This window comes from Actinoplanes sp. NPDC026623, from assembly GCF_040638275.1.
In the GTDB taxonomy this organism is placed as follows: domain Bacteria; phylum Actinomycetota; class Actinomycetes; order Mycobacteriales; family Micromonosporaceae; genus Actinoplanes.
The window spans coordinates 1-25,408 of sequence record NZ_JBEZXZ010000129.1; the positions used below are offsets into that span (position 1 = coordinate 1).

Consider the following 25,408-nt stretch of genomic DNA (forward strand, 5'->3'; position numbering starts at 1 on the left):
TCGGGCCGGCTGGCCGCATAACCTACAAACCCGCCCACGATCCCAACATGGCCGGCGCCCCGCGGGGCGCCGGCCTTCTGCTTGCCGTCTGACTCAGCGGATCCGGCCGTAGCCGTTCGGAGTCATGATGTTGATCGACCGCTTCTTGACGGGCTGGCCCGCGCGGGAGGCGTCGATGATGTCGCCGCCGCCGACATAGATGCCGACGTGGCCGTTGCTGCGATAGAAGACCAGGTCCCCCGGCTCGAGGTCGGAACGGCTGACCCGGGCCGTCGCGCTGTACTGCGCGGCGGCGTTGTGCGGCAGCGACTTGCCGGCCGCCCGCCAGGCGGCTGACGTCAGGCCGGAGCAGTCGTAGCCGTCGGGGCCGTCGGCGCCGTAGTCGTACATGATGCCGATGGCGTTGTAGGCGAACGTCACGGCCTTGCCGGCCGAGCCGGCGATCTTCGGGATGGGGCCGGTGTACCTGCTGCCGGTCTCGCTCGCGGAGCCGTACGCGGCGGTGCGCATCGCGTAGAGCTTCTTGAGGTCGCCCTCGATCTTCTTCCTGCGGTCGGACAGCGCCTTGACCTCGGCGGCCTGCTTGTCCTGGGTCGCCTTGAGGGCGGCCTGACGCGTGGCGAAGTTCTGCGTCGTCTCGGTGTACTTCGCGACGTCCCGCCCGCGGCTGCGGGAGATCTGTTCGAGGATGCTCATCCGCTCCATGAGGTTGTCGGATCCCTCGAGCATGACGTTCATGGTGCCGATGTTGCCGGTCTTGTAGGCCGACGTGGCGATGGTGCTCATCTGCGCGCTGGCGGCCACGAGCGCCGCCTTGGCGGGGGCGAGCGACGCGACGAGGGTCTTCTCGTCAGCCTTCGTCTTGTTCAGGCTGATCTTCATCTTGTTGTAAGACTCGACGACGTCCTCGAGCTTGTCGGACGCCGCGGTGATCTTCTTGTTCAGCTCGCTCTTCGACGGTTCCGCGTGTGCGGCCGTCGCGGAGCTGCCGGAGATCGCGATCGCCAGGACGGCGACCGTCAGCGCGCGAAGCCTGGTTTGGGCGTGTGGCAACGGAACGTGGCCTTTCTTCCGCTTGGCCGCCTACCGGGTTAGCTGACGGATTCGGGCGGAAGAAGGCCCTACCGCTGACGCGGATTCACCCCGATGCTGCTCGGTGGTTCCCCGGTTCGTCGTGGCGGAAGTGGTGACCCAGGGGGATCGGGATCGTCCCATTTCCGCCGGCGAGGATTCGACGGCGCTGGCCGGCGCCACCGAGGGGTGTGGCTGCGGACCGGACCAACCGCACTAACTTATCGGCGCTCGGCATTAACACAAGAGCCGGAAGAGTGACTTGCGCCAATGATCACAAATATCTGAATGATCCCGATAGCGGGCGGCGACAGAGCCGATTCGCAGCGTTACTTTCTTTACTCTGCCATAACTTCTGGGGCATCAAGAGGCTCGACGGCCCACTTGTGCGTGACGACCCGTTCCGCCCAGAAGGAGAAGAACGGGACCGTGCCGGCCAGCATCACGAGCAGCATCCGGTCGAGCGGCCACTTCGCGCGGCGGCTCAGGTCGAACGTCGCGGCCAGATAGAGCATGTAGAGGAAGCCGTGGAACGGCCCGACGGTGGCCACGACCGTGTCATTTTCGCCGAAGTACTTCAGCGGCATGCCGACCAGGACGAGCACGATGAGGACCACGCCGACGATCCAGGCGATGATCCGGTAGCGGGTGAGGGCTCCCTGCACGATCCACGTCCTTTGGTTCAACTGGTTTTGGTGCGGCGGCCGGGGTAGTCGCCGGGGCGGGCGCCGGGGTGGGCGGCCAGCCAGCTCAGGTAGTCGTTGTACGCCGCCAGCTCGGGGTCGTCGTCGGCGGGTGCCGCGGTGGCCACTGGCACCCGGACCGGGCGGCGCACCGTCACCGGCTGATCGCCCGCCGCGGGCTGCTCCGGCTCCGGGGCGTCCCGCTCGGGGGCGCGCCCCGCGCGGCGCTCCTGCTGGACCTCGCGGAACCACAGGAAGACGACGAACGCGGCGAACACCGGCCACTCGAAGGTGTAACCCCAGCTGAGCGAGTTGCCGCCGGTGGCCCGGCTGAACTGCCACCAGCCCAGGCCCAGGAACGCGGCGACGAGGACCAGCGCAAGGGCGTGGCGCGCGATCCACGCGGGGGTCCACAGCCCTTTCATGCCGCTCAGAGTACCGGCGCGGGTTTGGCGGCGGATCGGTCGGGCAACCGATGCGTGAGGCACCTCCGTGAATCGAGGAGAAACATCATGACCGACGCCCGGCTCGGCCCCGCCGACGAGGAACTCGTCGTCTTCGAAACCGGCATCGACCCCGCGGGCCTGGCGGACGACGACCTGCTGCGCGAGCTGGCGAGCCTGCACCGCACCCGGCTCGACGCGCTGCGGCACGCCCCCGAGGCGGCGCTCGCGACGCACCTGCGGCGCACGGCCGAGCTCGAGGCCGCCTATCTGGCCCGGCACCCCGCCCGTGAGGTCGATCCGTCCCGGCTCACCCAGGACTTCTGAGCGGCCCGCCCCCGCGGCCACGGATGTGGTCTGCGTCACAACACCTACCGGAATCAGGGCACCCCGCCGACGGTTGGGTTGGATGTCGGTTGCGATCAGTGTCCCCGGGCCTCAACCTTCGCCTTCGCGGAATACCGTTCGGCTGGAGCCGCGTTGAGCCTTTCGCCGAGAGGCGACCTGCGCACCGACATCTTCATCTGCGCCGCTCCCGGATTCCGGGAGCGGCGCATTTGTTTCCGCCCGGGGTTCGGGACGCGAATAACGGGTAATTGATCTCGCATGACCCCTGACCCTGTCGATCAGCGCGCCGCCGCCTCGGCGCCGTCCAGCCGTCGAAGCGCAGGCCGCGGCCGCCTCGGCCGGGCCGGACGAGCGCCGGGCGGGCCCGCCGGCGGCACCGGTTTCGATCCCGGAGCCCCGGGCGGGGGAGCGGATCGTCACGCCCGGACAGGCACCCGGTAGTGGACACGACTTTCGTGTTCGCCGATGTACGTGGCAATATCGGGCAAATGTCAGCCCCGCAACGGAGCTCCGGGCGGCTCGTCTCCCGTCGCGTCCCGCCGGCCTCCGGCACCCCGGGAAATCCCGCCATCGTCAGCCAGACCCGGACCGTGGGTCGAGGCCGCGTGCCCCAGCCGAGCAGGTCCGTTCCGGCGGCCGAGATCGTGATCGGCGATTCGGCGGCACCCGCTACGCCCGTCGTCGAGCACGACACCGTCGGCGGCCCGATCGCCCCGGCGCGCCGGGGTGTCGCGCCGGACCCGGGTGCGGTGGTCTCCCGACCCGTCAACGACCGGGGCGTCGCGACGGGTCGAGCCGTCAACGACCGGGGAATCGTCCTGGACCGGGGCGTCGCGAACGACCGGAGCGCCGTCGGCGACCGGGGCGTACCGGCCGTGCGGCCGGGTGACGGCCTGTCCGCCGGTCCGCACCCGGTGGAGCTCGCCGGGCTGCTGCACGAACTGTCCGTCCGGATGCTCGGCGCCGACGACGTGCCGCAGGCCCTGGACCGCCTCGCCGCCCTGGTGGCCGGCGCGGTGCCGGGCGTGCTGCGCTGCTCGGTGGCGCTGATCGGCGAGGGCGGCCCGCCGATGCTGGCGGCCTCCGGCAGCAGGGCCAAGGCCCTGGACGACCGGCAGTACGGCACCGGGCAGGGCCCCGGCCTCGAGGCCGCCCGCAACCGGGTGCTTGTCACCGCGAGCGAGCTGCAATCCGACCCGCGCTGGCCCGAACTCGCCGAGTGCGCCCGCGCCGAGGGGGTGCACGGCGTCGTGTCCTTCCCCCTCGACGTGCAGCGCACCTCGGTCGGTTCGCTGAGCCTCTTCGTCGGGCAGCCGGGCGGCGTCGCCCCCGAGCTGCTGCTGACCACCATGGCGGTGGTCAACCAGGCCGAGGTGCTGCTCGGCGAGCTGCGCAGGCGCGAGGGGCTGAGCGAGGGGGCCACCGTCGACCGGGCGGCCGGCGTGATCATCGCGCAGCGCGGCTGCGGCGTGCAGGAGGCCTACGACGTGCTGCGGGAGACCGCGCAGCGCCTCGGCATGGACCGCCGGGCGGTCGCCGAGCGGCTGATCGCGGCGGCCGCCCGCAACGCGGAGGGCTGAGGGCTACTTACTCACCCGCTGGACGACCTCGAACTCCAGCAGGCTGGCGCCCGAGGCGACGGGCCGGGCGCGCTCGCCGGCGTGTGCCGCCCGGCCCGAGCCGGCGGACCAGGCCTGGAAGGCCTCCTCGGTCTCCCAGCGGGTGTAGACGAAGTACCGGGTCTCGCCGCCGACCGGGCGCAGCAGCTCGAAGCCGAGGAAGCCCTCGGCGTTCTCCACCGCGCCCTGTCGCGCGGCGAACCGCTGCTCCAGCTCCGGGCCGGCGCCCTCGGGGACCTCGATTGCGTTGATCTTCACGACTGCCATACGACACAGGGTACGAGCGCGTGCTGCGCCCGTACCCTGTGGTCGCCGGCCTGTCGTCAATAGGTGGCTTTGATCTCCGCGCCCGGGCCGGCGCCGACCTCGCCGGGCACGCCGTTGCAGGAGGCCGCGGCCTCGGCGTCGTCGGCGCGCTGCTGTTGCGCCGACCGCTGCGAGAGCGGGATCTCCGGCAGGAAGAACACCACGACCAGGCCGATCAGCATGATGGCCAGGGCCATCAGGTAGACGATCTGGAAGCTGTCGGAGAAGCCCTCCTTGAACGGGTGGGACACGACGTCGGACAGCCGGTTGAGGAACGACGTGTCGCTCAGCCCGCCGCCGCCCTGCGCCTGCTGCAGGATCTGCCCCTGTGTCGGGTCGGACGCCAGCGCCTGCTGGAACTCGGGCGTCGACTTCGCCGTCTCGAGCTGAGCGCCGATCTTCCCCGGCAGCACGTTGAAGAGCACCGACAGGAAGATCGCGGTGCCCAGCGTGCCGCCCATCGACCGGAAGAAGGTGACCGTGCTGGTCGCCACGCCGATCTCTCGCGGCGACACCGCGTTCTGCACCGCGGTGATCATCGGCTGCATGTTGCCGCCGAGGCCGAGGCCCATCAGCACCATGACCAGCATGGTGCGCCACAGCGGGGTGTCCGCGCCGACCAGCGCGAACAGGCCCAGCGCGGTCGCCATCAGCACGCTGCCGATGATCGGGAAGATCCGGTAACGGCCGGTCCTGGCGATCAGCTGGCCGGCGGTGATCGAGCCGGCCATGATGCCGGCCACGAACGGGATCATCTCCAGGCCGGCGACGGTCGGCGAGGCGCCCTTCACGATCTGCAGGTACAGCGGGACGGTCATCAGGCCGCCGAACATCGCCATGCCCAGGATGGTGCTCGAGGTGGCGCCCACGGCGATCGTGCGGTTGTTGAACAGCCGCAGCGGCAGCATCGCCTCGTCCTTGTAGGCCCGCTCGGCGAAGACGAACGCCACCAGGCCGATCAAGCCGACCCCGTAGCAGAGGAACGCGCGGCCGGAGTCCCAGCCCCAGGCGCGGCCCTGCTCGGCGACGGTCAGCAGCGGCACCAGGCCGACGATGAGGAAGAGCGCGCCGGGCCAGTCGATGCGGTGCGGGGTGCGGGTGTGCGGCAGGTGCAGCACCCGGGCCACGACGATCATCGCGGCGGCGCCGATCGGCACGTTGAGGTAGAAGACCCAGCGCCAGCCGTCGACGCCGAGGATCGTGTCGGCGCCGGCGAAGAAGCCGCCGAGGATCGGGCCGACGACGCTCGCGGTGCCGAAGACGGCCAGGAAGTAGCCCTGGTATTTGGCGCGCTCGCGGGGCGGCACGATGTCACCGATGATCGCCAGGGCCAGCGACATGAGGCCGCCGGCGCCGATGCCCTGGATCGCGCGGAAGGCGGCCAGCTCGTACATGCTCTGCGAGAGGCCGCAGAGGATCGAGCCGATGAGGAAGATCGCGATCGCGAACAGGAAGAACGGCCGCCGCCCGTAGATGTCGGACAGCTTGCCGTACAGCGGGGTCGAGATCGTCGACGTGATCAGGAATGCCGTCGTCGCCCAGGCCTGCAGATTGAAGCCGTTGAGGTCGTCCGCGATGGTCTTGGTCGCGGTCGCCATGATCGTCTGGTCGAGGGCGGCGAGGAACATGCCCATCATCAGGCCGGTCAGGATCGTCACGATCTGCCGATGGGTGAATTCCACCGACGGCGCACCGGGGCCGGGCGCGCCCGCCGCCGATCCGTCCGCCGCGGGTGCGGTGGTGCCCGAGTTACTCACGCGTTCTCCCGTGCTGATACTGCCGCGTCGCTGCGCAGGAGCGCCTCGACGGAGCTGTTGAATTCTGCGAACAGGTCGGCGAACGCGGTGACGCGCTCGGCCGGCCAGCCGCTCAGCGCGTCGCTGAGCAGCGCGTGCCGCGCCTCGCGGAGCCGCAGGCACGCCGAGAGGCCCGCCTCGGTTACCGCGAGCCGCGACGCCCGGCCGTCGGCCGGGTCGGCCTCACGGCGGGCGAGACCGGCCTTGACCAGTTGCGCCGCCTGCCGGCTGATCGTGGAGGGGTCGGCACCCTTCGCCTCGGCGAGATCGGTGACCCGCATCGGCCCCTGGTGCTGCAGCGGGAAGAGCAGCATGAGCGCGGAGAACTCGGCACCCTGGTCTCCCGCGTTGAGCATGCTCTTGGCCCGCGCACCGAGCCGGGTGAATCGCACAATCTCGTCGGCGAGCCGTCCGGTGATGTCACCGGCGTCCGGTTTCGGATTCACGGCACCTCCCGTCAGATGCGTGCAGCGTACAGCTTGTTGGGTGGTGAACGCATTTGAGGTCACCCGGCCGGGGCGCTCGTTCGCATCTCCCATACGCCGGTCACCAGCGACTCGGTCTCCTCCAGCGCGGCGGGCACGGGCACGACGTACTCCGCCACCCGGACGAACAGCCGTTCCGGGAAGAACCCCCGGCCGGGGTCGCCGACCAGGATCCGGGCGCCCTCGCGGCTCGCCCGGCGCAGCCGTGACGCCATCCGGTCGGCGACGCCTCGGGTGTAGAAGACGTCGCCGGCCAGGATCACCTCCGCGGCCGTCTCCGCCTGCGCGACGTCCGCGATCCGGGTGTCCACCGCCGCGTCGTTCGCCGTCGCGTTCCGGGCCGCCGCCGCGGCCGCGCGCGGATCGACGTCCAGCGCCGTGACCTGTCGCGCGCCGGCCCGGGCCGCCGCGATCGCCGCCACGCCCGAGCCGGTGGCGACGTCGAGCACCGTCCGGCCGCGCACGATCTCGGGGTTGTCCAGGATGTAGCGGGCCAGCGCCTGGCCGCCCGCCCAGACGAACAGCCAGAACGGCGGCGGCACGTCACTGCTGAACGCGCCGCCGTTGTCGTCGAACAACCCCACCCGGCCGTCGGCCAGGTGCAGCGAGATCTCCGGAGCCAGCGGTACGGGCAGCAGCGTCGTGTGCACGCGGCGATTCTTCGCCGTTTCCGCCCCGGGCGCCCGCTATTTGATCCGCGTCACGTCAGCCGGCCGCGGCGGCCAGCTCCGCGGCCCGGCGCAGCAGGCCCGTGACCGAGCCGGGCCGGTGTGCCTCCCCGGCCGCCGCCAGGACCGCCGCCACCGCGCCGTCCACCGCGCTGTCCGCGCCGTCGTACCGCAGCAGCTCCAGGAACAGCGCGCGGGTCTCCGCCGACGGCTCGACGCCCAGCAGATCGGCGAGCCGCCGCCGGCAGAGGTCGTACGCCCGCAGCGCCGCCAGCCGGTCGCCGAGCGCGCGGTGCGCGGCGATCGTGATCACCCAGCCGCGCTCCGCGACCGGGTCGATACCCACCGCCCGCTCCGCGAGGTCCAGCGCCTTGCGCGCCTCCCCGGCCGCCAGGGCGAGGCCGCCCGCGTCGAGCAGCGTCGTCACGAGCCGGGCCCGGTACACCTCGCGGGCCTCGGCGGCCCACTCCGGGTGCTCGACGTCCTCCAGCAGCGGGCGCCCGGCCAGGTGTGCGGCGGCGGTCAGCGGCCGCAGCGCGCGCTCCGCCGGTCGCCCCTCGGCCGCCGCCACCAGCTCGTCGAAGCGGGCCACGTCAACCCGTACCCGCTCGGCCACCAGGGAGTAGCCGCCGTCGCGGCTGGTGATCGCGGAGTCACGGGTGTCGCCCGCCGGGTCGAGCCGATGGCGCAGAAGGGATACGTAACCCTCCACCGTGGTCTGGTGGCCGGCCGGCGGGCGGCCGGACCAGAGCAGCTCCGACAGCTCTTCTCCGTGCAGGTCTCCGCGCAACGCGAGCAGCGCCAGGATCTGCCGGGGCTTGTCGCCGCCGAAGTCGTGCCCCGTCAGGCGTACGCCGCGGGTGCGGACCTCGAGTCGGCCGAAGAGCTGGATTTCGTACATGGTGTAAGACCCTGTCCGGGTGACGGGCGCCCGACAAGCGTCCGCCGCGTCGATCCGCACCCCGAAAGCGAGGGGGCCGGTCCACCGAAGATACGAGTTATGACGACCGCTTGGACTCATCCGGACGGCGCGCGTACCGCCCGATCGGTTTGGCTCGTGTGTGCTGTCCGACTGTTGGTACGCCTTGGCTTCGTGCGAGAGACACATAGACTTCCAGCGCTGGCGGATCAGGAGGCGCGAATGGTGGGCGAGGCGATCACGGTGCTCGTGGTTGATGGGCATCAGACGTTCGCCGAGCTGCTCGGCGTGGCGCTGGCCGGGCAGCCGGAGCTGCGTTACATCGGTCATGCGCGTACCGGGGAGCAGGCCATCCGGCTGGTGCAGGAGTTGCGGCCCAACGTGGTGCTGCTCGATCCGGACCTTCCGGACGCGGACGGTATCGCGATCGCGGAGCTGCTGCGGCACCGGCAGCCGGACACCCGGTTCGTGATTCTGACCGCGAACAACGAGTCCGCCCTGGTCGGGCGGGCGACGGCGGCCGGGGCGTCGGGCTTCCTTTCGAAGAACGGCCCGCTCGGAGACGTGCTGAACGCGGTGCACACCGCGCACGGCGGCGGCATGACGGTCTCCACCGACATCCTGGCGCGGCTGCTGCGCAGCACCGCGCCGGTCATCGGGCCGCGGGCCGGCGGGCTGACCGCGCGGGAGCGCGAGGTGCTGATTCTGATGGGCTCCGGGCTCGACCCGCGGGCCATCGCCCGGCGGCTCGGCATCAGCGTCCACACCTGCCGCGGCTATGTGAAGGCCGTGCTGGGCAAACTCGGCGCGCACAGCCAGCTGGAGGCGGTCGCGGTCGCCACCCGGCGTGGTCTACTCAGCCCGCACCATAATAACGGAGAGTAATTCACGATCGTACTCATCCGATATGGCGTGGCATCCGTATCTCTCGCTGGAGCGCCCCCTGAAGTCGTCGGCGCCGGCGCGAGTTGGAGGCCATCGCGTGGAGCTATCACACGCCGATTCGTCCGATGTGTCCGCCGCCGCGGCGGGCCTTCTGTCGACCTCGGGTGCCGACTGGGCCAACCGCGACAACGAAACACGCAACCGCCGCCCCGCGGGGGACCCGGCACCCTTCCGGCGGCCCCCCGCCGCGAACTCGTTCCGTGACGATGCTGATGAGGAAGACATGGCCGACTCCCAGAGCTGGAGTGCCTTCGGTTCGCCCGCAACACCCTCGTCCACGGACGCGAGCGACACCGCCGGGGATCCGCCGGCGCCCGCCTACGGTCCGGCGCCGCCGGCCGGACCCGGCCGCGCGTCGTTCGGCTTCTCGGCCGGCCCGATCAGCGGCAACCACAACGGCAGGACCGCGCCGGCACCGGGTGCGCAGTTCCCGCCGGCCGTCCAGCAGCCGGCGCCCTGGTCGCCGGAGCCGCGTCTGCCGGACCCGCGGGTGACGGACTCACGTATGCCGGACCCGCGGCTGACGGACTCACGCGTGCCGGACCCGCGGCTGACCGATCCGCGTATGCCGGACCCGCGGGTGACCGACTCGCGCATGCCGGACCCGCGGCTGACCGATCCGCGAATGGCAGATCCGCGTATGCCGGAGTCGCGGTCGTCCGCGTCGCTCCCGATCCGCTCCGTTACCGGGGAATCGCCGTCGGTCAAGCCCCGCCAGGCGCGGACGCAGCGCGTGGTGGCCGATGACGAGGGCATCGGCGACTTCATCGGCGGGCCGGGCCGCCAGATCCGCCCGCACCGCGCCGCCCGCCACCCGCACGCGACCGGCGAGCACTCCATTCTGGAGGGCCCACCGCCCCGGGGCCGGGGCGTGTTCGTCGCCGGCCTCGCGCTGGGCCTCGCCGTCCTGCTCGGCGGCACGGTCGCCGGCGTCTCGTACTTCTCCGGCCCGGACAAGAGCCTCACGTCGGTGCTCGAACTCGGCGCGGGCGACGCCGGGGACCGGACGGTCACCGCGCCCGTCGACGGCCGCACGGTGGCGTCCTTCGAACTGGCCACCGCGGTGAGCAAGCTGACCCTGCGCAGCGAGGACCTCGGCAAGGACCTCTACCGGATCTCGACGGCCGAGGACGCCGGGGTGCTGCCGAAGGCCGCGATCGAGCGGGACCGGGTGCAGCTGAAGCTGGTTCCGGGTGGAAACGGCGGCTCCGGCGAGGTGGAGGTCGTGCTCTCCACGAAGGTGCGATGGAACCTGCGCTTCTCCGGCGCCGCCGACGAGCAGCGCATCAACTTCGCCAAGGGCGCGATCGGCGGGCTCGACCTGATCGGCGGCTCCCGGTACACCGAGATCGTCCTGCCGGAGCCGGACGGCACCGTGGCCCTGAAGATCACCGGCGAGGTCGACGAGCTCATGCTGGCCTCTCCCAAGGGCAACCCGGTCCGGGTGAGCATGCGGGGCGGCGCGAAGACGGTCGCGGCGGGCGCGCGGACGCTGCGCGACGTCGAGCCGGGCTCGACGCTGACCCCGAAGGGCTGGGCGACCAGCGACCGCTACGACGTCACGGCGGAGGCCCGGGTCACGCTCCTGTCGGTCGAAACCGTCAAGTAGCGCGACCCGAACCGTTCCCGGTTGGTCAGCGGGGCCCGCCGGTCAGGACAGGACGCGGAGCCGCACCGTCTGGCTCATGCCGCGCAGCTTGTCGAGCACGTCGGCGCTGTAGCTGCCGCTGACGTCCGTGATCAGGTAGCCGTATTCGCCGCGGGTGCTCAGCAGCTGGCCCTCGACGTTGACGCTGTGCTCGGCCAGGATGCTGTTCACCTGTGCCAGGACGCCCGGCATGTTGAGGTGCACGTGGATGATCCGGCTCATGCCGGTGCCGGCCGGCAGGGCGATGCTGGGCAGGTTCACGCTCAGCGTCGTGTTGCCCTCCCGCACGAAGAGCGCCAGCTTGTTGGCCACGAAGTCGCCGATGTCCGACTGGGCCTCCTCGGTGGACCCGCCGATGTGCGGGGTGAGGATGACGTTCGGAAGGCCACGCAGCTCGGAGACGAACTCGTCGCCGCGGCCCTTCGGCTCGGTCGGGAAGACGTCGACGGCCGCGCCGACGAGATGCCCGCTGGCCAGCGACTCGCGCAGGGCGACGTGGTCCACCACTATGCCGCGCGACAGGTTGAGGAAGATCGCGCCCGGGCGCATCCTGGCGAACTGCTCGGCGCCGAAGAAGCCGGCGTTGCCGGGCCGCCCGTCGACGTGCAGCGTCACCACGTCCGAGGCCGCGAGCAGCTCGTCCAGGCTGGCGCAGCGGTGTGCGTTGCCCAGGGCCAGCTTGTCGGCGGTGTCGTAGAAGGACACGTGCATGCCCAGGTTCTCGGCGAGCACCGACAGTTGGGTGCCGATGTTGCCGTAACCGACGATGCCGAGCCGGCGGCCGCGCACCTCGTGGCTGCCGCTGGCGGCCTTGTCCCAGACGCCCTCGTGCATGAGGCTGTTCTTCTCGGTCAGCCGGCGGGTCATCGCGATGATCTCGGCGAGGGCGAGCTCGACCACCGAGCGGGTGTTGGAGAAGGGCGCGTTGAAGACCGCGATGCCCGCCTGCGACGCGGCGGCGAGGTCGATCTGATCGGTGCCGATGCAGAACGCGCCGATCGCGACGAGGCTGTCCGCGGCCTCGAGGGCCTTCGCGGTGACCTGCGTCTTGGACCGCACGCCGAGCAGATGCACACCCTTGATGCGCTCGATCAGCTCGACCTCGTCGAGGGCGTTGCGGACGGACTCGACCTGGTAACCCGCTGCCTCGAGCCGGGACACCGCGTCCGGGTGAATGCTTTCGAGCAGCAGGACTCGCACCTTGGCTTGGTCGGTCATCACTTTCCGTTCATGTCGGGATAGACCATCCGGGCCGCCACACCGAAGCCCAGTTCACAGGCGCCCCAGCCTAATGCCCTCGATTGCCCCGTTCCCGGGGGTGTGCTGGAGCTCCCATCTGGCGGTCAACCCGTCACCGCTCGTCCGCGGAGGGCGCGTCGGGCCGCGCGCCGGCGACGGCGGACATGAAATCGGCGATCAACTCGAGTTGCGCGTCGTCGTAGCGCTGGAGCAGGTCGACCATGTGCCGGGCCTGGCCGGCGTACTGCGGGTCGACCTGGGCCGCGATGTGGGCGGCGTTGAGGGACACGATCACCTTGCGGCGGTCGTGCGGGTCCCGCTCGCGGCGGACGTAACCCGCGCCCTCCAGCCGGTCGAGCACCCCGGTGACCGTGCCCGTCTTCAGGCCGGTCAGCTCCGCGAGGCGGCCGGGGGTCAGCGGGCCGTGCACGTCCAGCAGCGTCATGAACTGGGCGTCGCTCGGGCCGAGCCGGAGCCGCTCGGCGACCTGATGGCTGAAGAGGACCGCCGCCGCGATCATCCGCCGGGTCGACTCGACGATGTCCCGTTCCCGCTCGGCCCGGAAACCTCTCGTGGACACAAGTATCTCGCATTCGCTAGTATCTCGGCTAAACGAGATAATCGCCGTTACGAGAGATTTTCCCACGGCGAGCGGGGAGTGGAGAGCAGTGGGCATGACGCGGGTAGGGACGGCGGTCATCGTCGGTGGCGGGGTAGCGGGGCCGGTCGCGGCGATCGCGCTGCGGCGGGCCGGCATCGAGGCGACCGTGTACGAGGCGTACGACACGCAGGCCGACGGCATCGGCGGCGAGCTCATGCTCGCCCCCAACGGCATGGCGGCCCTCGCGGCCATCGGCATCGCGGACGAGGTCGGTGCGGCCGGCGTGCCGACGCCCCGGATGGTGATGGAGACCGGCTCGGGCCGGCGTCTCGGGCAGTTCGAGGACCTGCCCGGGCTGCCGGCCAGCAGGACGTTCGCCCGGGCCCGGCTCTATCGCGCGCTGATCGACGCGGCCGTCGCGTCCGGCGTCCGGATCGAGTACGGCAAGCGGCTGACCGGCCTCACCGACGGCCCGGGGCCGGTCGTGGCGAGCTTCGGCGACGGCAGCACGGCCGAGGGCGACGTGCTGATCGGCGCCGACGGCATCCGGTCCACCGTCCGGGGGCTGCTCGACCCGGCGGCGCCGCGGCCGCGCTACTGCGGGCTGATCGGTCTCGGCGGCTGGGTGCGTGACTCGGGCCTGCCGTCCACCGGCGGCGCGATGCACCTGGCATTCGGAAAGCGGGCCTTCTTCGGCTACCGGGTCGGCGACGACGGCCGGGCGGGCTGGTTCGCCAACGTGCACTCCGCCGAGATGATGACGGCCGCGCAGGCGCGGGAGGTCCCGGAGGCCGAGTGGCTGCGGCGGCTGCGTGAGCTGTTCGCGGGCGACTCGCTGCCGGCGCTGCGGATGCTCGACCGGGTCGCGCCCGGCGAGCTGATCAATGTGGGCGGCCTGCAGGACATGCCGCCGGTACGCACCTGGCACCGCGGCCGGGTGGTGCTCGTCGGCGATGCCGCGCACGCGACGACGCCGAGCTCGGGCCAGGGCGCGTCGCTGTCGATCGAGAGCGCCGTCGAGCTGGCGCGCTGCCTGCGCGATCTGCCGGTGCCCCGGGCCTTCGACGCCTACGAGAGCCTGCGCCGGGCCCGGGTGGAGAAGGTCATCGCGAGGACCGCCCGGATCAACAACGACAAGGCGCCCGGCCCGATCGGCCGGGTGCTGCGGGACCTGCTGTTCCCGATCGCGATGCGCCGGTTCTACAACCCGGAACGGATGATGGGCTGGATGCATCGCCACACGATCGACTGGGACGCGCGGGTCGCCGGCGAGGCGCCTGTCGCCTACGGCCAGGGCTGAGCGGCCGGGAGGGCGACCGTCACGACGAGGCCGCCCTCGTCGCGGGGCACGGCGTGCACCTCGCCGCCGTGCGCCCGGGCCACCGCCCGCACGATCGACAGGCCCAGCCCGACGCCCGGACCGGCCAGCCGGTCGTTGCCGAGCCGGCGGAACGGCTCGAAGAGCGTCTCGACCTCGTAGCGGGGCACGATCGGCCCGGTGTTGCTGACCTCCAGCGTCGCCAGGCCGTTCCTGGCGTACGTGACGACCCGCACCCAGCCGCCGTCCGGCAGGTTGTGCCGCACGCCGTTCTCGACCAGGTTCTGCACCAGCCGCTCCAGCAGGACCGGATCGCCGACCGTGGCGGCCTCGCCCAGCTCGGCCTTGATGTCGTCCGTGCTCACGTGCGAGGCGATGTCCGCGAGATCGACGTAGGAGCGCTCGGTCAGCTCCCGCTCCGAGCGGGCCAGCATGAGCAGCCCGTCGATCAGCCGGCCGTGCCGGTCGTTGATCGCCAGCAGGGTCGTGCCGAGCTGCCGCACCTCCGCCGACGCCGACTCCTGCTGCAGCGCGACCTCCAGCAGGGTCCGGTTCAGCGTCAGCGGGGTGCGCAGCTCATGGGAGGCGTTCGCGATGAACCGCCGCTGCCCGTCGAACGAGCGGTCCAGCCGGGTCAGCATGAGGTCGAACGTGTCGGCCAGCTGCTTGATCTCGTCGTCCGGGCCGGTCAGCGCGATCCGCTCGTGCAGGCCGCGGTCGGCCGCCGGCGCCTCGGCGATCCGCCGCGCGGTCTCGGTGATCTGGTGCAGCGGCTGCAGCATCCGCCCGGCCACCAGCCAGCCCAGCGCGATCGCGACGGCACCCACCACCAGCAGGGCGATCCCGCCCTGAGTGAGCAGCGCGGACAGCGCATCCTCGCGGGTGTCCCGGACGACCTGCTGGAAGAAGACCTCCGGCGCCGGCTGCGGCCCGGCCACCCCGGAGTCCAGGGTGATGCCGGTCGCACCCCGCACCACGGCCTTGCCGGGCACCTGCTGCGACACCAGGACATAGGTGACGCCGAGCATCACCATTCCGAAAGCCAGGAAGAGCCCGCCGTAAACCAGCGTCAGGCGGCCCCGCACGGTCAGCCTCATCCGATCCGATACCCCACTCCGGGCTCCGTGAGCAGCACCGGCGGGTTGCCGAGCTTGCGGCGCAACTTCAAAATCGTCATCCGTACGGCGTGGGTGAACGGATCCGCGTTCTCGTCCCACGCCTTCTCGAGCAGCTGTTCCGCCGACACCGCGGTGCCGTCGGCCCGGAGCAACTCGGCCAGCACCGCGAACTCCTTGCGGGACAACGGCACGTACCGGCCGTCCCGGAAGACCTCACGACGATGCGGGTCCAGGCTGATCCCGGCGCGGCGCAGCACCGGCGGCGCGGCCGGCCGCGACCGGCGGCCGAGCGCGGCGACCCGGGCCGACAGCTCCCGGAACGCGAACGGCTTGGGCAGGTAGTCGTCCGCGCCGAGCGCCAGCCCCTCGACCCGCTCGTCGATCTCGGCCGCCGCCGTCAGCATCAGGATCCGCGGCGTCGCGTCCCGCGCGGCCAGTTGCCGGCACACCTCGTCGCCGTGCACGAGCGGCAGGTCCCGATCGAGGATCAGCACGTCGTAGTCGTTGACCTGCGCGCGTTCGAGCGCCGCCGCGCCGTCGTAGACGACGTCCACCGCGTGGGCGTCGTGCCGTAAACCCTCCGCGACGGCATCGGCCAGCAGCGGCTCGTCCTCGACCACCAGGATGCGCATGCCTCCATGGTGACCCACGGTCACGTCACGTGGGCGTCATCGTTTTGCGTGACGGCCGGGAAACCCGCCCCGGACTTCAATGCAACCCGTGGCGGCCGCCCGGCCGCCGACGAGGGAGAAGACCATGCGGACCAGGAGGATTCTCGCGCTCGGCCTGCTGCTCACTGCGGCGGCCGCCGGCTGCGGAGGACCGGCCGCCGGCGATCAGGTGGCCTCGGCGGGCGGGACGCCGACGGCCGCGGCCGCCGCGGCCGCCTCGGCCGCCGCGGCCGACACGCGGGACGAGGACGCGCCGCTGAAGTTCTCGCAGTGCATGCGGGAGCACGGCATGTCGTGGTTCCCCGACCCGAAGCCCGGCGGGGGACTACAGATCAAGATCCCCAAGGGCCTCGCCAAGGAGAAGGTCGATGCGGCGATGGAGGCCTGCAAGAAGTGGGCGCCGGACGGCGGCGACCACGGCCCGGCGGACCCGGAGATGCTCGAACAGGCCCGGCAGATGGCGAAGTGCATGCGCGAGAACGGCGTCAAGAACTTCCCCGACCCGAGGCCCGACGGCAACATCCGGATCGATGGCAACAAGGTCGGCATGGGTCCCGGCGACCCCACGTTCGACAAGGCCGACGAGGCCTGCTCCAAGTATCGCCCGACCGGCCCGGGCCCCAGCGGGACCAAGCGCGACACCTCCGGCCGCGAAACGGCGCAGGGATGAACCGCAGGCTGGGATTCGCCGCCGCCGCGGTCGTGCTGACCGCGGGCGCCGCGGCCGCCGTCGTGGCCGGGCTGCCGGACGCGCAATCCGAGGCCGAGGCGTCGGTGCCCCCGCGGACGGCGGCGGTCCAGAAGGAGACGCTCGTCGACACCCAGGACGCCGACGGCACCCTGGGGTACGGGGACACGACCGCGCACGCCTGCCGGCTGTCGGGGACGGTGACCTGGCTCGCCGCGGCCGAGTCGACCGTGCGGCGCGGCAAGCCGCTCTACCGCGTCGACGACGACCCGGTGGTGCTGCTCTACGGCGCCCTGCCCGCGTACCGGACCCTGTCCCCGGGGGACACCGGGCGGGACGTCAAGGAGTTCGAGAAGAACCTGTGGGCGCTGGGGTACCGCGGCTTCACCGTCGACCGGACGTACTCGTCGGCGACGGCCTCCGCCGTACGGGACTGGCAGGACGACCTCGGGCTGCAGGAGACCGGCACGGTCGACCCGGCACGGATCGTCTACGCGCCCGGCGCGGTCCGGGTCGCCGCACACTCGGCGGCGCCGGGCGCCGCGGTCCAGCCCGGCACCGCGATTCTCGACACCACCGGCACCGGCCGGGTCGCCACCGTCGACCTGGACATCGCCGACCAGCGGCTGGCCCGCAGGGGCGCGACCGTACGGGTGACCCTGCCGGACGGCACCGAGGTCCCCGCCCGGATCACGGCGGTCGAGACGGTGGTGACGCCCGCCGAGGGGCAGGAGGAGGCGAGCACCAGCCTGTCGGTCACCATCGGCTTCGCGAAGGCGCCGAAGGGGCTGGACCAGGCCGCGGTCAGCGTCGCGTTCACCGCGTCCAAGCGCGAGGACGTGCTGACGGTTCCGGTCGAGGCGCTGCTCGCGCTCGCCGAGGGCGGATACGGCCTGCAGGTCGTCGAGGCGGGCACCACCCGCTTCGTCGCGGTGGAGACCGGCCTGTTCGCCGACGGCCGGGTCGAGGTCTCCGGCGGCGGCATCACCGCCGGCACGATGGTGGGGATGCCGGAATGACCCAGCTCATCGAGCTCTCCGGCGCGACGAAGTCCTACCCGGGCGGGGTGACCGCGCTCGACTGCGTCGACCTCGGCGTCGAGTACGGCGAACTCGCCGCGGTCGTCGGCCCGTCCGGCTCGGGCAAGTCGACGATGCTGCACCTGATCGGCACGCTCGACCGTCCGTCGGCGGGCACGGTGCGCATCGACGGACACGACGTGGCCGCCCTGTCGGACCGGCAGCTCTCCGCGCTGCGGGCCCGCCGGATCGGCTTCGTCTTCCAGCAGTTCCACCTGGCACCCGGGCGCACCGCCGTCGCGAACGTGGCCGACGGACTGCTGTATGCGGGCGTACCCAGAAAGGAGCGTGAGCGGCGCGCGGAGGCCGCGCTGCACCGGGTCGGCCTCGGCGCGCGGCTCGGGCACCGGCCGCATCAGCTGTCGGGCGGCGAACGGCAACGGGTGGCGATCGCGCGGGCGGTGGCGGGGGATCCGGCGCTGCTGCTGGCGGACGAGCCGACCGGAAACCTGGACTCGGTGGCCGGAACGGGGGTGGTCGAGCTGCTGCGGGAACTCCACGCGGGCGGCACGACCGTGCTGGTCATCACGCATGACCGGGAACTGGCCGACGAGATGCCCCGGCAGATCTCGCTGCTCGACGGGCGGGTGATCCAGTCATGACCCTGTCACCCGCCCGGCTGCGCGCCTCGGACCTGGCCCGGGTCGGCCTGTCCGGGCTGCGGGCCCGCCCGCTGCGGGCGGTGCTCTCCGCGCTGGGCATCGCGATCGGCATCGCGGCGATGACCGCGGTCGTCGGAATCTCCTCCTCCAGCCGTGCCGACCTGGACCGCGTGCTGGAGGCGCTGGGCACGAACCTGCTGACCGTCGGGCCGGGCAACACGATGTTCGGCGAGGCCGCGACCCTGCCCGACGAATCGGTGTCGATGATCGCCCGGATCGGCCCGGTCTACGCGGTCGCGGCGGTCGGTGCGGTCGCCGACACGGGCGTGTACCGCACCGACCGGATCCCGGCGGCGCAGACCGGCGGCATCTCGGTGGCGGCGGCCCAGCCGGGCCTGCTGTCGACCGTCGGCGCCTCGATGGCGGCGGGAAGCTGGCTGAACGCGGCGACCGCGAAGTACCCGGCGGTGGTGCTGGGCGCCACGGCGGCGCGGCGGCTCGGCTCGGTGCCGTCGGTCTACCTGGGCGGGCGCTGGTTCACCGTCGTCGGGGTGCTGAACCCGGTGCCGCTGGCGCCGGAGCTCGACTCGGCCGCGCTGGTCGGCTGGCCGGCGGCGGCGTCCTATCTGGACTTCGATGGGCATCCGACGACCGTCTACACGCGATCCACGGACGCTCAGGTCGACGCGGTGCGCGGGGTCCTGGCGGCGACGGCGAATCCGTCGAACCCCAACGAGGTCAAGGTTTCCCGGCCGTCGGACGCGCTGGAGGCGCGGCGGGCGACCGACCGGACCTTCACCCAGCTGCTGCTGGGGCTGGGCGCGGTGGCGCTGCTGGTCGGCGGGATCGGGGTGGCGAACACCATGGTGATCTCCGTGCTGGAGCGGCGGGCCGAGATCGGGCTGCGCCGGTCGCTGGGCGCGACGCGGGGGCAGATCCGGGTGCAGTTCGTGGCGGAGTCGATGCTGCTGTCGCTGGCCGGCGGCGCCGCCGGGGTGCTGATCGGGTTCGTGGTGACGGCGTTCTACGCGTCGACGCAGACCTGGCCGACCGTGGTGCCGCTGTGGGCGCTGTGCGGCGGGGTCGGCGCGACCGTGGTGATCGGCGCGGTCGCCGGGTGGTATCCGGCCGTCCGCGCGGCGCGCCTGGCACCGACGGAGGCGCTCGCCTCCGCATGACGGTGGGAACGGACTCGGGCGTGCGGCATGCGCCCGAGTCCGGCTTTCACGTCTCGACCGGTCGTCCGATGTGGACAATTCTGATCATCGTCGTCGATGCGATGACGCTCGGAACGGGGGAGCCGGAGCCGCGGGCCAACCCGGAGCCGCGGCAAAGAGGGTGAGCGGGCAGCCGCCCGGCCGTTGGGGACTCCGGCCGGGTGGGTGCCGTACGGAATGCTGGGTTTGATCTTCGGGGTGCGGCCGTCTCGGTGACGCGGTCCGGGCCGAATTCTCAGATGTTCGGGTCCGGTGCCGATCGCAGACAACGTGCTCAGACTCCCCGCAACCGTTCTGCTCTCCAGCACGATGCTGGCCGCCGTGGTCCTGGCTCCGGCCACGCCCGCACTCGCCGCCGGGCCGGCAACCGCGGCCCCGCTGCTGTGGGCGCTTCCCGGAACCGACAAGGTGACCGACGTCCTCGCCGTCGGACCGGAGGTGTGGATCTCCGCGGGCAACGCCATCGTCATCGCCTCGCCCACCACCGGGCAGGTCAGGAAGACGGTCACCGGGGTCTTCGGCGCCAAGGGCCTCACGCTGAGCCCGGACGCCGCGAGCGTGTACGTCTCCTCGTCGACGGCGGCGAAGATCATGCAGGTGTCCACGGCCGGGGACATCATTCACGCCTGGGACTCGCAGGGTTGCCCGGGCAAGTCCGCGGTGGCCGGCGGTGCCCTCTACTACGCGTACGACTGCGCCGGCAGCACCGGCGTCGGGCGGCTCGACCTTGCGACCGGCGCCGACCGCAGCGTCCTGACGGACCCGTTCGCGCAGTCGCTCACCGGCACCGGAACCACGCTGGTGACCTACGACAGCACCAGCAGCCCCTCGCCGATGACCTCCTACGCGATCGGCACCGACGGCTCGCTGACCAGGAACGGCAGCGTGCGCCCCGCCCAGGTGCTCGGCGCCGAGATCTCCCCGGACGGCAACCACGTGCTGATCACGGACTACGGAAACGGGTACGGCGTGGCCCGCTACAACGCCACCACCCTCGCGCCGGAGGGCACCTTCTCGACCGGGGCGTACCCCGAGGCGGTCGCCTGGTCGCCGGACGGCACCCGGTTCGCCGGGCTGCTGGACGCCTACTACGACACCTCGCCGGTGCACGTCTTCTCCGCCCAGGACGGCACCGAGCTCACCAGGTCGCTCGCCGCCGGCCACACGTCGTACGGCAGCCGGGCCCAAGAGGCCGCGTGGTCCGCCGACGGCAGGTACATCTACTCGCTGAGCCAGGAGACCGCGCAGGCGTACCTGGTGGTCACCCCCGCCGCCGGGCAGGTGCAGCGGCCCGTCACCGTCACCGTCGCGCAGCCCACCGCGTACGGGAAGACCGTGACCGTGACCGTGCGCGCCGCGAACCGGCCGAACACCGCGGTGCGGCTGGTCGTCACCATGGCCGGCAAGCAGACCGTCAGGACGGTGCGGACGAACACCTCCGGCGTGGCCACCCTGGCCCTGCACGGCCTCGGCAGCGGCACCGCGTCCGCGACCGCGCCCGCCAACCTGGCCTACCTCGCCGCGTCCGCGTCCGCGCGCGTCACCACGCCCTCCGGGGTGGCCGGACGCCTCACCGGCTTCTCCAGGACGAGCAAGGGCGTGGCGCACTACCGCTCGGCCGCCGCGGTGCACGCCGACATCCAGATCCTGCCCAAGCGGCGCGGCAAGGTGGTCATCAGCCTGCAGCACCGCAGCGGCACGACCTGGAAGCTCGACCAGACCAAGACCTTCGACACCGCCGCCGACGGGACGACGTGGGTCGGGCTGAGCAAGGGCGGCAAGAAGGTGCTCTTCCGGTTCGTGGCCGGCACGGCCGGCGACGCGTTCGCCGGCGCCTCCCCGAAGGTGTACTCGCAGCCGTTCGTCCTGGACTGAGTGGCTGGATCTTCAGCCGGCGGGTGGATGTATTTGATTCTGAGCCGGGCCGACGTGTTGATCAACTAGCCTTCCCGCAGGGCATTTGGCCGTCCTGCGCGAGGAGAAACATGTTCAGTGCCGAACAGCGTGACCTGATTCGGGTTGCTCGCACGCTGGAGTCATTCAGGGCGGCGGACGGCTCGCGATGCGCCGTGGCGCCCGACCCGGAGTTGAATGAGCGGATCAAGGACGCCTTTCGCCGGATGCTCGACTCGGCCGACGCCTCGATCGCGGACCGGGTCCGGCTCGCCGTCGAGCCCCACCGCCCAGGTTTCAACGACGGCACCATCATGCCGCCGGAGGCGTTCCCGGCAGGAACGTCGACCGCGACGATCGCCCGGGCCGCGAGCGACCGGGCGCCGCTTCGCGGCACGGTGCGCGTCGTCGTCGTGCTCGTCGAATTCCCGGACCGGCCCCTGTCGCCGGATGCGACCGTCGAACACTTCCGGGAGCTGTTCTTCTCGACCGGCAGAAAGATCCCCACCGGGAGCGTGCGCGAGTACTACAGCGAGGTCACCCACGATCTCGTCACCATCGACGGCGAAGTGGTAGGCCCGTACACCTTGCCGCAGAACCTCAGCACCTACGCCCACAACTCCTCCGGGGTAGGAGATGAAACGCCCAACGCCCGGACGATGGCGCGCGACGCCCTGCTCGCGGCCGACGCCGACGTCGACTTCGATCCGTACGACAACGACGGCAACGGCTACGTCGATGCGTTCATCGTCGTCCATGCCGGTCCCGGGGCGGAGAGCACGGGCCAGAACGGTGACATCTGGTCGCACAAGTGGACTCTCGATGGCGGTGTCAAAAGCGTCGACCGGACGAAGGTGTACGGCTACCTGACCATTCCGGAGGACGCGCGCATCGGGGTGTGCGCCCACGAACTCGGGCACCTCCTCTTCGGCTGGCCCGATCTGTATGACACCGACCAGAGCTCGGAGGGCATCGGCAACTGGTGCCTGATGGCAGCTGGCAGCTGGAACGGGAGGGGAGACACGCCGGCCCACCCGAACGGTTTCCTGAAGGTCGACCAGGGCTGGGCGAACCGGACGGACCAAACCGCCAATGGAACGGTGGTTCTTCCGGACGTCAAGGCCAACCACGAGGTCCTGAGGTTATGGCACGACGGCGTCGCGAACACGGAGTACTTCCTGCTCGAAAACCGGCAAAGGACCGGCTTTGACGCCGCTTTGCCCGGCGACGGCCTGCTGATCTGGCACATCGACGAGACCGTCGACAACAACCGCGACGAAAACCACTACCGGGTCGCGCTGATGCAGGCCGACGGCATGCGCAACCTCGAACACAACGCAAACCGCGGCGACGCCGGCGACCCGTTCCCCGGCAGCAACAACAACCTGTCATTCACCGCGAGCACCAACCCGGCGTCGACGAGCTACGCCGGGGTCGATGTCGGTGTGGCGGTGACCGAGATCGGCGCATCCTCGGCGACGGTGACCGCCAACATCCGGGTCCGCTGAAGGCCGACGCACAGGAAGCTGGATGCGATCATCTGCTCATGGTCATGGAGCCGGTGCCCGCCTACGACGACTTGATCTGGCTGTTCGAGGACGAGCCGATCCACCGGTATGTCGAGGACGAGAAGGCGACCGGCAACGAGTACGGCTGGCGGGAGCTGTGGCCGTACACGTCGGTGACGTTTCGGACCACCCGGGCCGGCCACGACATCGCGATGGACATCGAGCCCGGAAACGAGGTTGTCCGGCTGCGGCTACGCGCCGAGGGCGACGGCGCTGAGCTGCTCGATCTGAACATCGTCGGCGTGCGGACAGTCGGGGCGGTCCGGGAGGGGAACGGCCGCGAGCTGCTCCGCGTCGACTTCCCGGACGGCGCTCCCGCGGCAACGCTGTGGCTACGAGTGAAGCCGGACGTGGCGGTCCTCTGGTCATACGACGCACGGTCAGCCTGACGCGCTCAACCTCGCTGTCAACCTGGAACCTCGCAGGTTACGGCCCGGAAATCCCTCGCATAGAAACATGGTGCTGGTCGCAGGAGGTGGCCAGAGATCCAGCCCACCAACGGGGGAACAGAGGACACGAACCATGCGATTGATTCCCACCGCGACGGCGGTCCGCACGCGCCGCAGGCAAGGCACCATCGCGCTTGCCGCCACGATGATGCTCGCCATCGCCGGCCTGGCCGGCTCCACCGCAACCGCGGCCGCCGCCTCGACGAAGGCCAAGGCGCCGGCGACCACTTACACCGCGGCACAGAAGAAGGCGCTGCAGGCCGAGGTCACCAAGCACCTCAACGACTACGGCCGCGGAACCCAGGTCGGCATCAACGAGATCTCCTGGGACGGCGGACGCACCATCCTCACCCTGCCGCTGCCGGGCGAGACGAAGGCGCGCGCCGTGGGCGAGCCGGTGGCCGCGCTGGCGGCGGCAAACTGCGCCTTCGCGTACGCGTGCCTGTGGTCGGACACCAACTTCACCGGTTCCCGGCTCTCACGCACGGACTGCGAGGAGATTGTGCTGGCCGCCCCGTACAAGACCAGCACGGCGTCGATCCACAACAACCAGACATCCGGTACGCAGACGATGGTGCTGAACTCGGCGCACGACATCCTGAACTCGACGCTGGCGCCGAGCCGGGTCAACGACACCGGCGTCGCGTCCCGCGGCCTCGCTCGGTACTGGAAGGTCTGCTAGTCCTCAAAGGCGAGCGAGGGGGCATCGCATCGCCGCTTGTTCCGGCCCGGGTGGGCAGGTTGACCGCGGTCAACCAGCGCACCCGGGCCGGAATGATGGTCCTGCAAATCCTGATCGAGACCGAACGCCGGATGATCTGGTCTTCCCCGGCTACGCAACGCAAGCTTCCGTCGCTGCGTCGGCCACGCGGCGAAAGCCGTGGGGCTTCCGGCCATCACGCCGCACGAACTACGCGCAGCCCTCACGTTGGCGCCTCGCCGCCGGGTGATGACGCTGACCGCCTCCAAGAGGCCGCGACCCGCGAGGATGCGGACCGGGCCGGCCCTCGACGGGGTCCGGCCGAAGCGCCGGAAACATCCTTGACCTGCGAACGAAGAGAAGCGCGCCCGGCAGGATTCGAACCTGCGACCGACGGATTAGAAGCTCAACCTGCGCGCTTGATCGACCTGCGGGGATGGGCGCCGAGCTGCGATGATGCCTTACAACGTCCGACATGGTTGTGGACTGTTTTCCGGTGCCCTGCGGACTCAGTGCGGACCGTCCTGCACCGTGGGTATCGCGCGTTGCCTTCTGCGAGGACCAACCTGTCGCGCGGCGTTCGGCAACTGTCTCACTTGCTGGGAAAGCCTGCGGATCTTCTAAATCCGAAGATTTGAGTCACCGTGTCTCGATGGTCCAGATCGGTTCGGATCATGGCCGCCACCACCCGGCAGGCAGGCATTCGATCTCGTACGCGTACGTCCGTGGCCGATCGCCTCGGTGGCTCCCGGTGGTGGCTCCCATCTGCGTGGGTCGCTTCAGGTCAGTCGTCGTCTCGGACTCGGGACCGCGCCTGCTTGACCAGCTCCTCGTAGTTGGGCTCGAAGGGCTCGACAAGCTCGCGTTCGAGGAGGCAGGTGAGGTCCCACAGCACTCGCTGTTCGGCCTGGTCCTCGACCAGGTCGCCGAAGTGGTTGGTCAGCTCATCGGTCCGACCTAGCCACTCGAACAAAACCAGCGCCTCGTCACGGCTGAGCTTGAGCGCAACGTCGTCTTGGTCCACGCCAGGCAGTGTACGTGCCTGAAATCGGAAGGTCGGCGGTTCGACCCCGCCCCTGGCCACCAAGCCTCTCGCCGGGCTTGGAGCACCGCCCACCTGCGGAAACGCACGGTGGGCGTTCTGCTGTCCAGGGCTGAAGCAAAGCGGTGTTGTTATACCGTAGATACCGCAGATCTCCCATGATCACCGTTGCGAGTTGCACGTTCGCTGCACGCCACCGCTCGTCTTAAGCCATCCCGTCCGCCGTCGATCCATACACCGTGGAGCGGGCCTGGCTCAGGGCGCCAAGGTGGAGCGCCCTACCGGACGAACG

Annotated in this window: 26 protein-coding genes and 1 riboswitch; of the genes, 13 read left to right on the forward strand and 13 right to left on the reverse strand. The window is 71.1% G+C overall.

The genetic code is table 11. From position 1 onward, the window contains the following. Positions 1 to 93 precede the first annotated feature (93 nt). From AB0F10_RS30190 to AB0F10_RS30200, 3 genes are all read right to left on the reverse strand, one after another. Complete coding sequence (locus tag AB0F10_RS30190) at positions 94 to 1,053, reverse strand: C40 family peptidase (protein ID WP_360632450.1); 960 nt, start codon at positions 1,051 to 1,053, stop codon at positions 94 to 96. Positions 1,054 to 1,065: 12 nt separating this feature from the next. After that, positions 1,066 to 1,190: riboswitch (cyclic di-AMP (ydaO/yuaA leader) on the reverse strand. A 219-nt stretch (positions 1,191 to 1,409) separates the two neighbouring features. Beyond that, positions 1,410 to 1,736: a DUF3817 domain-containing protein gene (locus AB0F10_RS30195; protein WP_360632453.1), complete on the reverse strand. Its 327-nt coding sequence runs from the start codon at positions 1,734 to 1,736 to the stop codon at positions 1,410 to 1,412. A gap of 17 nt (positions 1,737 to 1,753) precedes the next feature. Next, complete coding sequence (locus AB0F10_RS30200; RefSeq protein WP_360632456.1) at positions 1,754 to 2,179, reverse strand: hypothetical protein; 426 nt, start codon at positions 2,177 to 2,179, stop codon at positions 1,754 to 1,756. 87 nt (positions 2,180 to 2,266) lie between these two features. On the opposite strand from AB0F10_RS30200, the gene AB0F10_RS30205 reads away from it, so the two are divergent. Together AB0F10_RS30205 and AB0F10_RS30210 are read left to right on the forward strand one after the other, a co-directional pair. Further along, positions 2,267 to 2,524: a DUF6158 family protein gene (locus AB0F10_RS30205; protein ID WP_360632459.1), complete on the forward strand. Its 258-nt coding sequence runs from the start codon at positions 2,267 to 2,269 to the stop codon at positions 2,522 to 2,524. Between the two features lie 626 nt (positions 2,525 to 3,150). Then, positions 3,151 to 4,125 carry an ANTAR domain-containing protein gene (locus tag AB0F10_RS30210; protein WP_360632462.1) on the forward strand — a complete coding sequence of 325 codons (975 nt, stop codon included), beginning with the start codon at positions 3,151 to 3,153 and terminating at the stop codon, positions 4,123 to 4,125. A 3-nt stretch (positions 4,126 to 4,128) separates the two neighbouring features. Here the strand turns inward: AB0F10_RS30210 and AB0F10_RS30215 are convergent, their stop codons facing one another. The 5 genes from AB0F10_RS30215 to AB0F10_RS30235 are packed head-to-tail and all read right to left on the reverse strand — an operon-like array spanning position 4,129 to position 8,320. Then, positions 4,129 to 4,431: an antibiotic biosynthesis monooxygenase gene (locus AB0F10_RS30215; protein ID WP_360632465.1), complete on the reverse strand. Its 303-nt coding sequence runs from the start codon at positions 4,429 to 4,431 to the stop codon at positions 4,129 to 4,131. 56 nt (positions 4,432 to 4,487) lie between these two features. Beyond that, positions 4,488 to 6,227 carry an MDR family MFS transporter gene (locus AB0F10_RS30220; protein ID WP_360632468.1) on the reverse strand — a complete coding sequence of 580 codons (1,740 nt, stop codon included), beginning with the start codon at positions 6,225 to 6,227 and terminating at the stop codon, positions 4,488 to 4,490. Further along, a complete protein-coding gene (locus AB0F10_RS30225) occupies positions 6,224 to 6,712 on the reverse strand; it encodes a MarR family transcriptional regulator (protein WP_360632471.1) in 489 nt (162 codons plus the stop codon). Before AB0F10_RS30225 ends, AB0F10_RS30220 begins: the two co-directional genes overlap by 4 nt. 59 nt (positions 6,713 to 6,771) lie before the next feature. After that, positions 6,772 to 7,401 carry a 50S ribosomal protein L11 methyltransferase gene (locus AB0F10_RS30230; protein ID WP_360632474.1) on the reverse strand — a complete coding sequence of 210 codons (630 nt, stop codon included), beginning with the start codon at positions 7,399 to 7,401 and terminating at the stop codon, positions 6,772 to 6,774. Positions 7,402 to 7,456: 55 nt separating this feature from the next. Beyond that, a complete protein-coding gene (locus tag AB0F10_RS30235) occupies positions 7,457 to 8,320 on the reverse strand; it encodes a BTAD domain-containing putative transcriptional regulator (RefSeq protein WP_360632477.1) in 864 nt (287 codons plus the stop codon). 240 nt (positions 8,321 to 8,560) lie between these two features. Here AB0F10_RS30235 and AB0F10_RS30240 point away from each other — a divergent pair, with 240 nt between their 5' ends. Both AB0F10_RS30240 and AB0F10_RS30245 read left to right on the forward strand, forming a co-directional pair. Further along, the gene (locus AB0F10_RS30240) at positions 8,561 to 9,223 is read left to right on the forward strand and encodes a response regulator transcription factor (protein ID WP_360632479.1); all 663 of its coding nucleotides are present in this window, start codon (positions 8,561 to 8,563) and stop codon (positions 9,221 to 9,223) included. Between the two features lie 283 nt (positions 9,224 to 9,506). After that, complete coding sequence (locus AB0F10_RS30245) at positions 9,507 to 10,892, forward strand: hypothetical protein (protein ID WP_360632482.1); 1,386 nt, start codon at positions 9,507 to 9,509, stop codon at positions 10,890 to 10,892. A gap of 42 nt (positions 10,893 to 10,934) precedes the next feature. On the opposite strand, the gene serA is transcribed toward AB0F10_RS30245, so the two are convergent. Then, positions 10,935 to 12,149, reverse strand: a complete 1,215-nt coding sequence (serA, locus tag AB0F10_RS30250; protein ID WP_360632485.1) for a phosphoglycerate dehydrogenase — start codon at positions 12,147 to 12,149, stop codon at positions 10,935 to 10,937. 133 nt (positions 12,150 to 12,282) lie between these two features. Beyond that, positions 12,283 to 12,750 (reverse strand): MarR family transcriptional regulator, encoded by a 468-nt coding sequence (locus tag AB0F10_RS30255; RefSeq protein WP_360632488.1) that lies wholly within the window; start codon positions 12,748 to 12,750, stop codon positions 12,283 to 12,285. A gap of 94 nt (positions 12,751 to 12,844) precedes the next feature. Between AB0F10_RS30255 and AB0F10_RS30260 the strand changes: the two genes are divergently transcribed. Next, positions 12,845 to 14,071, forward strand: a complete 1,227-nt coding sequence (locus AB0F10_RS30260) for an FAD-dependent monooxygenase (protein WP_360632491.1) — start codon at positions 12,845 to 12,847, stop codon at positions 14,069 to 14,071. Here the strand turns inward: AB0F10_RS30260 and AB0F10_RS30265 are convergent. Continuing rightward, complete coding sequence (locus AB0F10_RS30265; RefSeq protein WP_360632494.1) at positions 14,056 to 15,186, reverse strand: HAMP domain-containing sensor histidine kinase; 1,131 nt, start codon at positions 15,184 to 15,186, stop codon at positions 14,056 to 14,058. The two genes, AB0F10_RS30260 and AB0F10_RS30265, sit on opposite strands and share 16 nt — an antisense overlap. After that, entirely contained in the window at positions 15,183 to 15,839 is a 657-nt protein-coding gene (locus AB0F10_RS30270; RefSeq protein WP_360632497.1) for a response regulator transcription factor, read from the reverse strand. Before AB0F10_RS30270 ends, AB0F10_RS30265 begins: the two co-directional genes overlap by 4 nt. 124 nt (positions 15,840 to 15,963) lie before the next feature. Between AB0F10_RS30270 and AB0F10_RS30275 the strand changes: the two genes are divergently transcribed. The 8 genes from AB0F10_RS30275 to AB0F10_RS30310 all read left to right on the forward strand — a co-directional run bounded on the left by AB0F10_RS30275 (position 15,964) and on the right by AB0F10_RS30310 (position 24,056). Further along, positions 15,964 to 16,548, forward strand: a complete 585-nt coding sequence (locus AB0F10_RS30275; protein WP_360632500.1) for a hypothetical protein — start codon at positions 15,964 to 15,966, stop codon at positions 16,546 to 16,548. Beyond that, entirely contained in the window at positions 16,545 to 17,585 is a 1,041-nt protein-coding gene (locus tag AB0F10_RS30280; protein ID WP_360632503.1) for a peptidoglycan-binding protein, read from the forward strand. The genes AB0F10_RS30275 and AB0F10_RS30280 overlap by 4 nt, the downstream gene beginning before the upstream one ends. Further along, positions 17,582 to 18,247, forward strand: a complete 666-nt coding sequence (locus AB0F10_RS30285) for an ABC transporter ATP-binding protein (RefSeq protein ID WP_360632506.1) — start codon at positions 17,582 to 17,584, stop codon at positions 18,245 to 18,247. The genes AB0F10_RS30280 and AB0F10_RS30285 overlap by 4 nt, the downstream gene beginning before the upstream one ends. Then, the gene (locus tag AB0F10_RS30290; protein ID WP_360632509.1) at positions 18,244 to 19,425 is read left to right on the forward strand and encodes an ABC transporter permease; all 1,182 of its coding nucleotides are present in this window, start codon (positions 18,244 to 18,246) and stop codon (positions 19,423 to 19,425) included. Before AB0F10_RS30285 ends, AB0F10_RS30290 begins: the two co-directional genes overlap by 4 nt. 291 nt (positions 19,426 to 19,716) lie before the next feature. After that, a complete protein-coding gene (locus AB0F10_RS30295; protein ID WP_360632512.1) occupies positions 19,717 to 21,339 on the forward strand; it encodes a hypothetical protein in 1,623 nt (540 codons plus the stop codon). A 194-nt stretch (positions 21,340 to 21,533) separates the two neighbouring features. Beyond that, the gene (locus AB0F10_RS30300; protein WP_360632515.1) at positions 21,534 to 22,865 is read left to right on the forward strand and encodes a M6 family metalloprotease domain-containing protein; all 1,332 of its coding nucleotides are present in this window, start codon (positions 21,534 to 21,536) and stop codon (positions 22,863 to 22,865) included. Between the two features lie 38 nt (positions 22,866 to 22,903). Then, positions 22,904 to 23,314, forward strand: a complete 411-nt coding sequence (locus AB0F10_RS30305; RefSeq protein ID WP_360632518.1) for a hypothetical protein — start codon at positions 22,904 to 22,906, stop codon at positions 23,312 to 23,314. Positions 23,315 to 23,447: 133 nt separating this feature from the next. Then, positions 23,448 to 24,056 (forward strand): peptidase inhibitor family I36 protein, encoded by a 609-nt coding sequence (locus AB0F10_RS30310; protein ID WP_360632522.1) that lies wholly within the window; start codon positions 23,448 to 23,450, stop codon positions 24,054 to 24,056. 802 nt (positions 24,057 to 24,858) lie between these two features. Here AB0F10_RS30310 and AB0F10_RS30315 read toward each other — a convergent pair. Further along, a complete protein-coding gene (locus AB0F10_RS30315) occupies positions 24,859 to 25,098 on the reverse strand; it encodes a hypothetical protein (protein WP_360632525.1) in 240 nt (79 codons plus the stop codon). Positions 25,099 to 25,408 lie beyond the last annotated feature (310 nt).

Bases quoted from the DNA above. Each gene is read 5' to 3' on its own strand.
- AB0F10_RS30240 (WP_360632479.1), top strand. From the start codon at position 8,561: ATGGTGGGCGAGGCGATCACGGTGCTCGTGGTTGATGGGCATCAGACG.
- serA (WP_360632485.1), bottom strand. From the start codon at position 12,149: ATGACCGACCAAGCCAAGGTGCGAGTCCTGCTGCTCGAAAGCATTCAC.
- AB0F10_RS30290 (WP_360632509.1), top strand. From the start codon at position 18,244: ATGACCCTGTCACCCGCCCGGCTGCGCGCCTCGGACCTGGCCCGGGTC.
- AB0F10_RS30215 (WP_360632465.1), bottom strand. From the start codon at position 4,431: ATGGCAGTCGTGAAGATCAACGCAATCGAGGTCCCCGAGGGCGCCGGC.
- AB0F10_RS30235 (WP_360632477.1), bottom strand. From the start codon at position 8,320: ATGTACGAAATCCAGCTCTTCGGCCGACTCGAGGTCCGCACCCGCGGC.
- AB0F10_RS30270 (WP_360632497.1), bottom strand. From the start codon at position 15,839: ATGCGCATCCTGGTGGTCGAGGACGAGCCGCTGCTGGCCGATGCCGTC.
- AB0F10_RS30285 (WP_360632506.1), top strand. From the start codon at position 17,582: ATGACCCAGCTCATCGAGCTCTCCGGCGCGACGAAGTCCTACCCGGGC.
- AB0F10_RS30265 (WP_360632494.1), bottom strand. From the start codon at position 15,186: ATGAGGCTGACCGTGCGGGGCCGCCTGACGCTGGTTTACGGCGGGCTC.
- AB0F10_RS30305 (WP_360632518.1), top strand. From the start codon at position 22,904: ATGGTCATGGAGCCGGTGCCCGCCTACGACGACTTGATCTGGCTGTTC.
- AB0F10_RS30245 (WP_360632482.1), top strand. From the start codon at position 9,507: ATGGCCGACTCCCAGAGCTGGAGTGCCTTCGGTTCGCCCGCAACACCC.
- AB0F10_RS30205 (WP_360632459.1), top strand. From the start codon at position 2,267: ATGACCGACGCCCGGCTCGGCCCCGCCGACGAGGAACTCGTCGTCTTC.
- AB0F10_RS30310 (WP_360632522.1), top strand. From the start codon at position 23,448: ATGCGATTGATTCCCACCGCGACGGCGGTCCGCACGCGCCGCAGGCAA.
- AB0F10_RS30260 (WP_360632491.1), top strand. From the start codon at position 12,845: ATGACGCGGGTAGGGACGGCGGTCATCGTCGGTGGCGGGGTAGCGGGG.
- AB0F10_RS30275 (WP_360632500.1), top strand. From the start codon at position 15,964: ATGCGGACCAGGAGGATTCTCGCGCTCGGCCTGCTGCTCACTGCGGCG.
- AB0F10_RS30200 (WP_360632456.1), bottom strand. From the start codon at position 2,179: ATGAAAGGGCTGTGGACCCCCGCGTGGATCGCGCGCCACGCCCTTGCG.
- AB0F10_RS30280 (WP_360632503.1), top strand. From the start codon at position 16,545: ATGAACCGCAGGCTGGGATTCGCCGCCGCCGCGGTCGTGCTGACCGCG.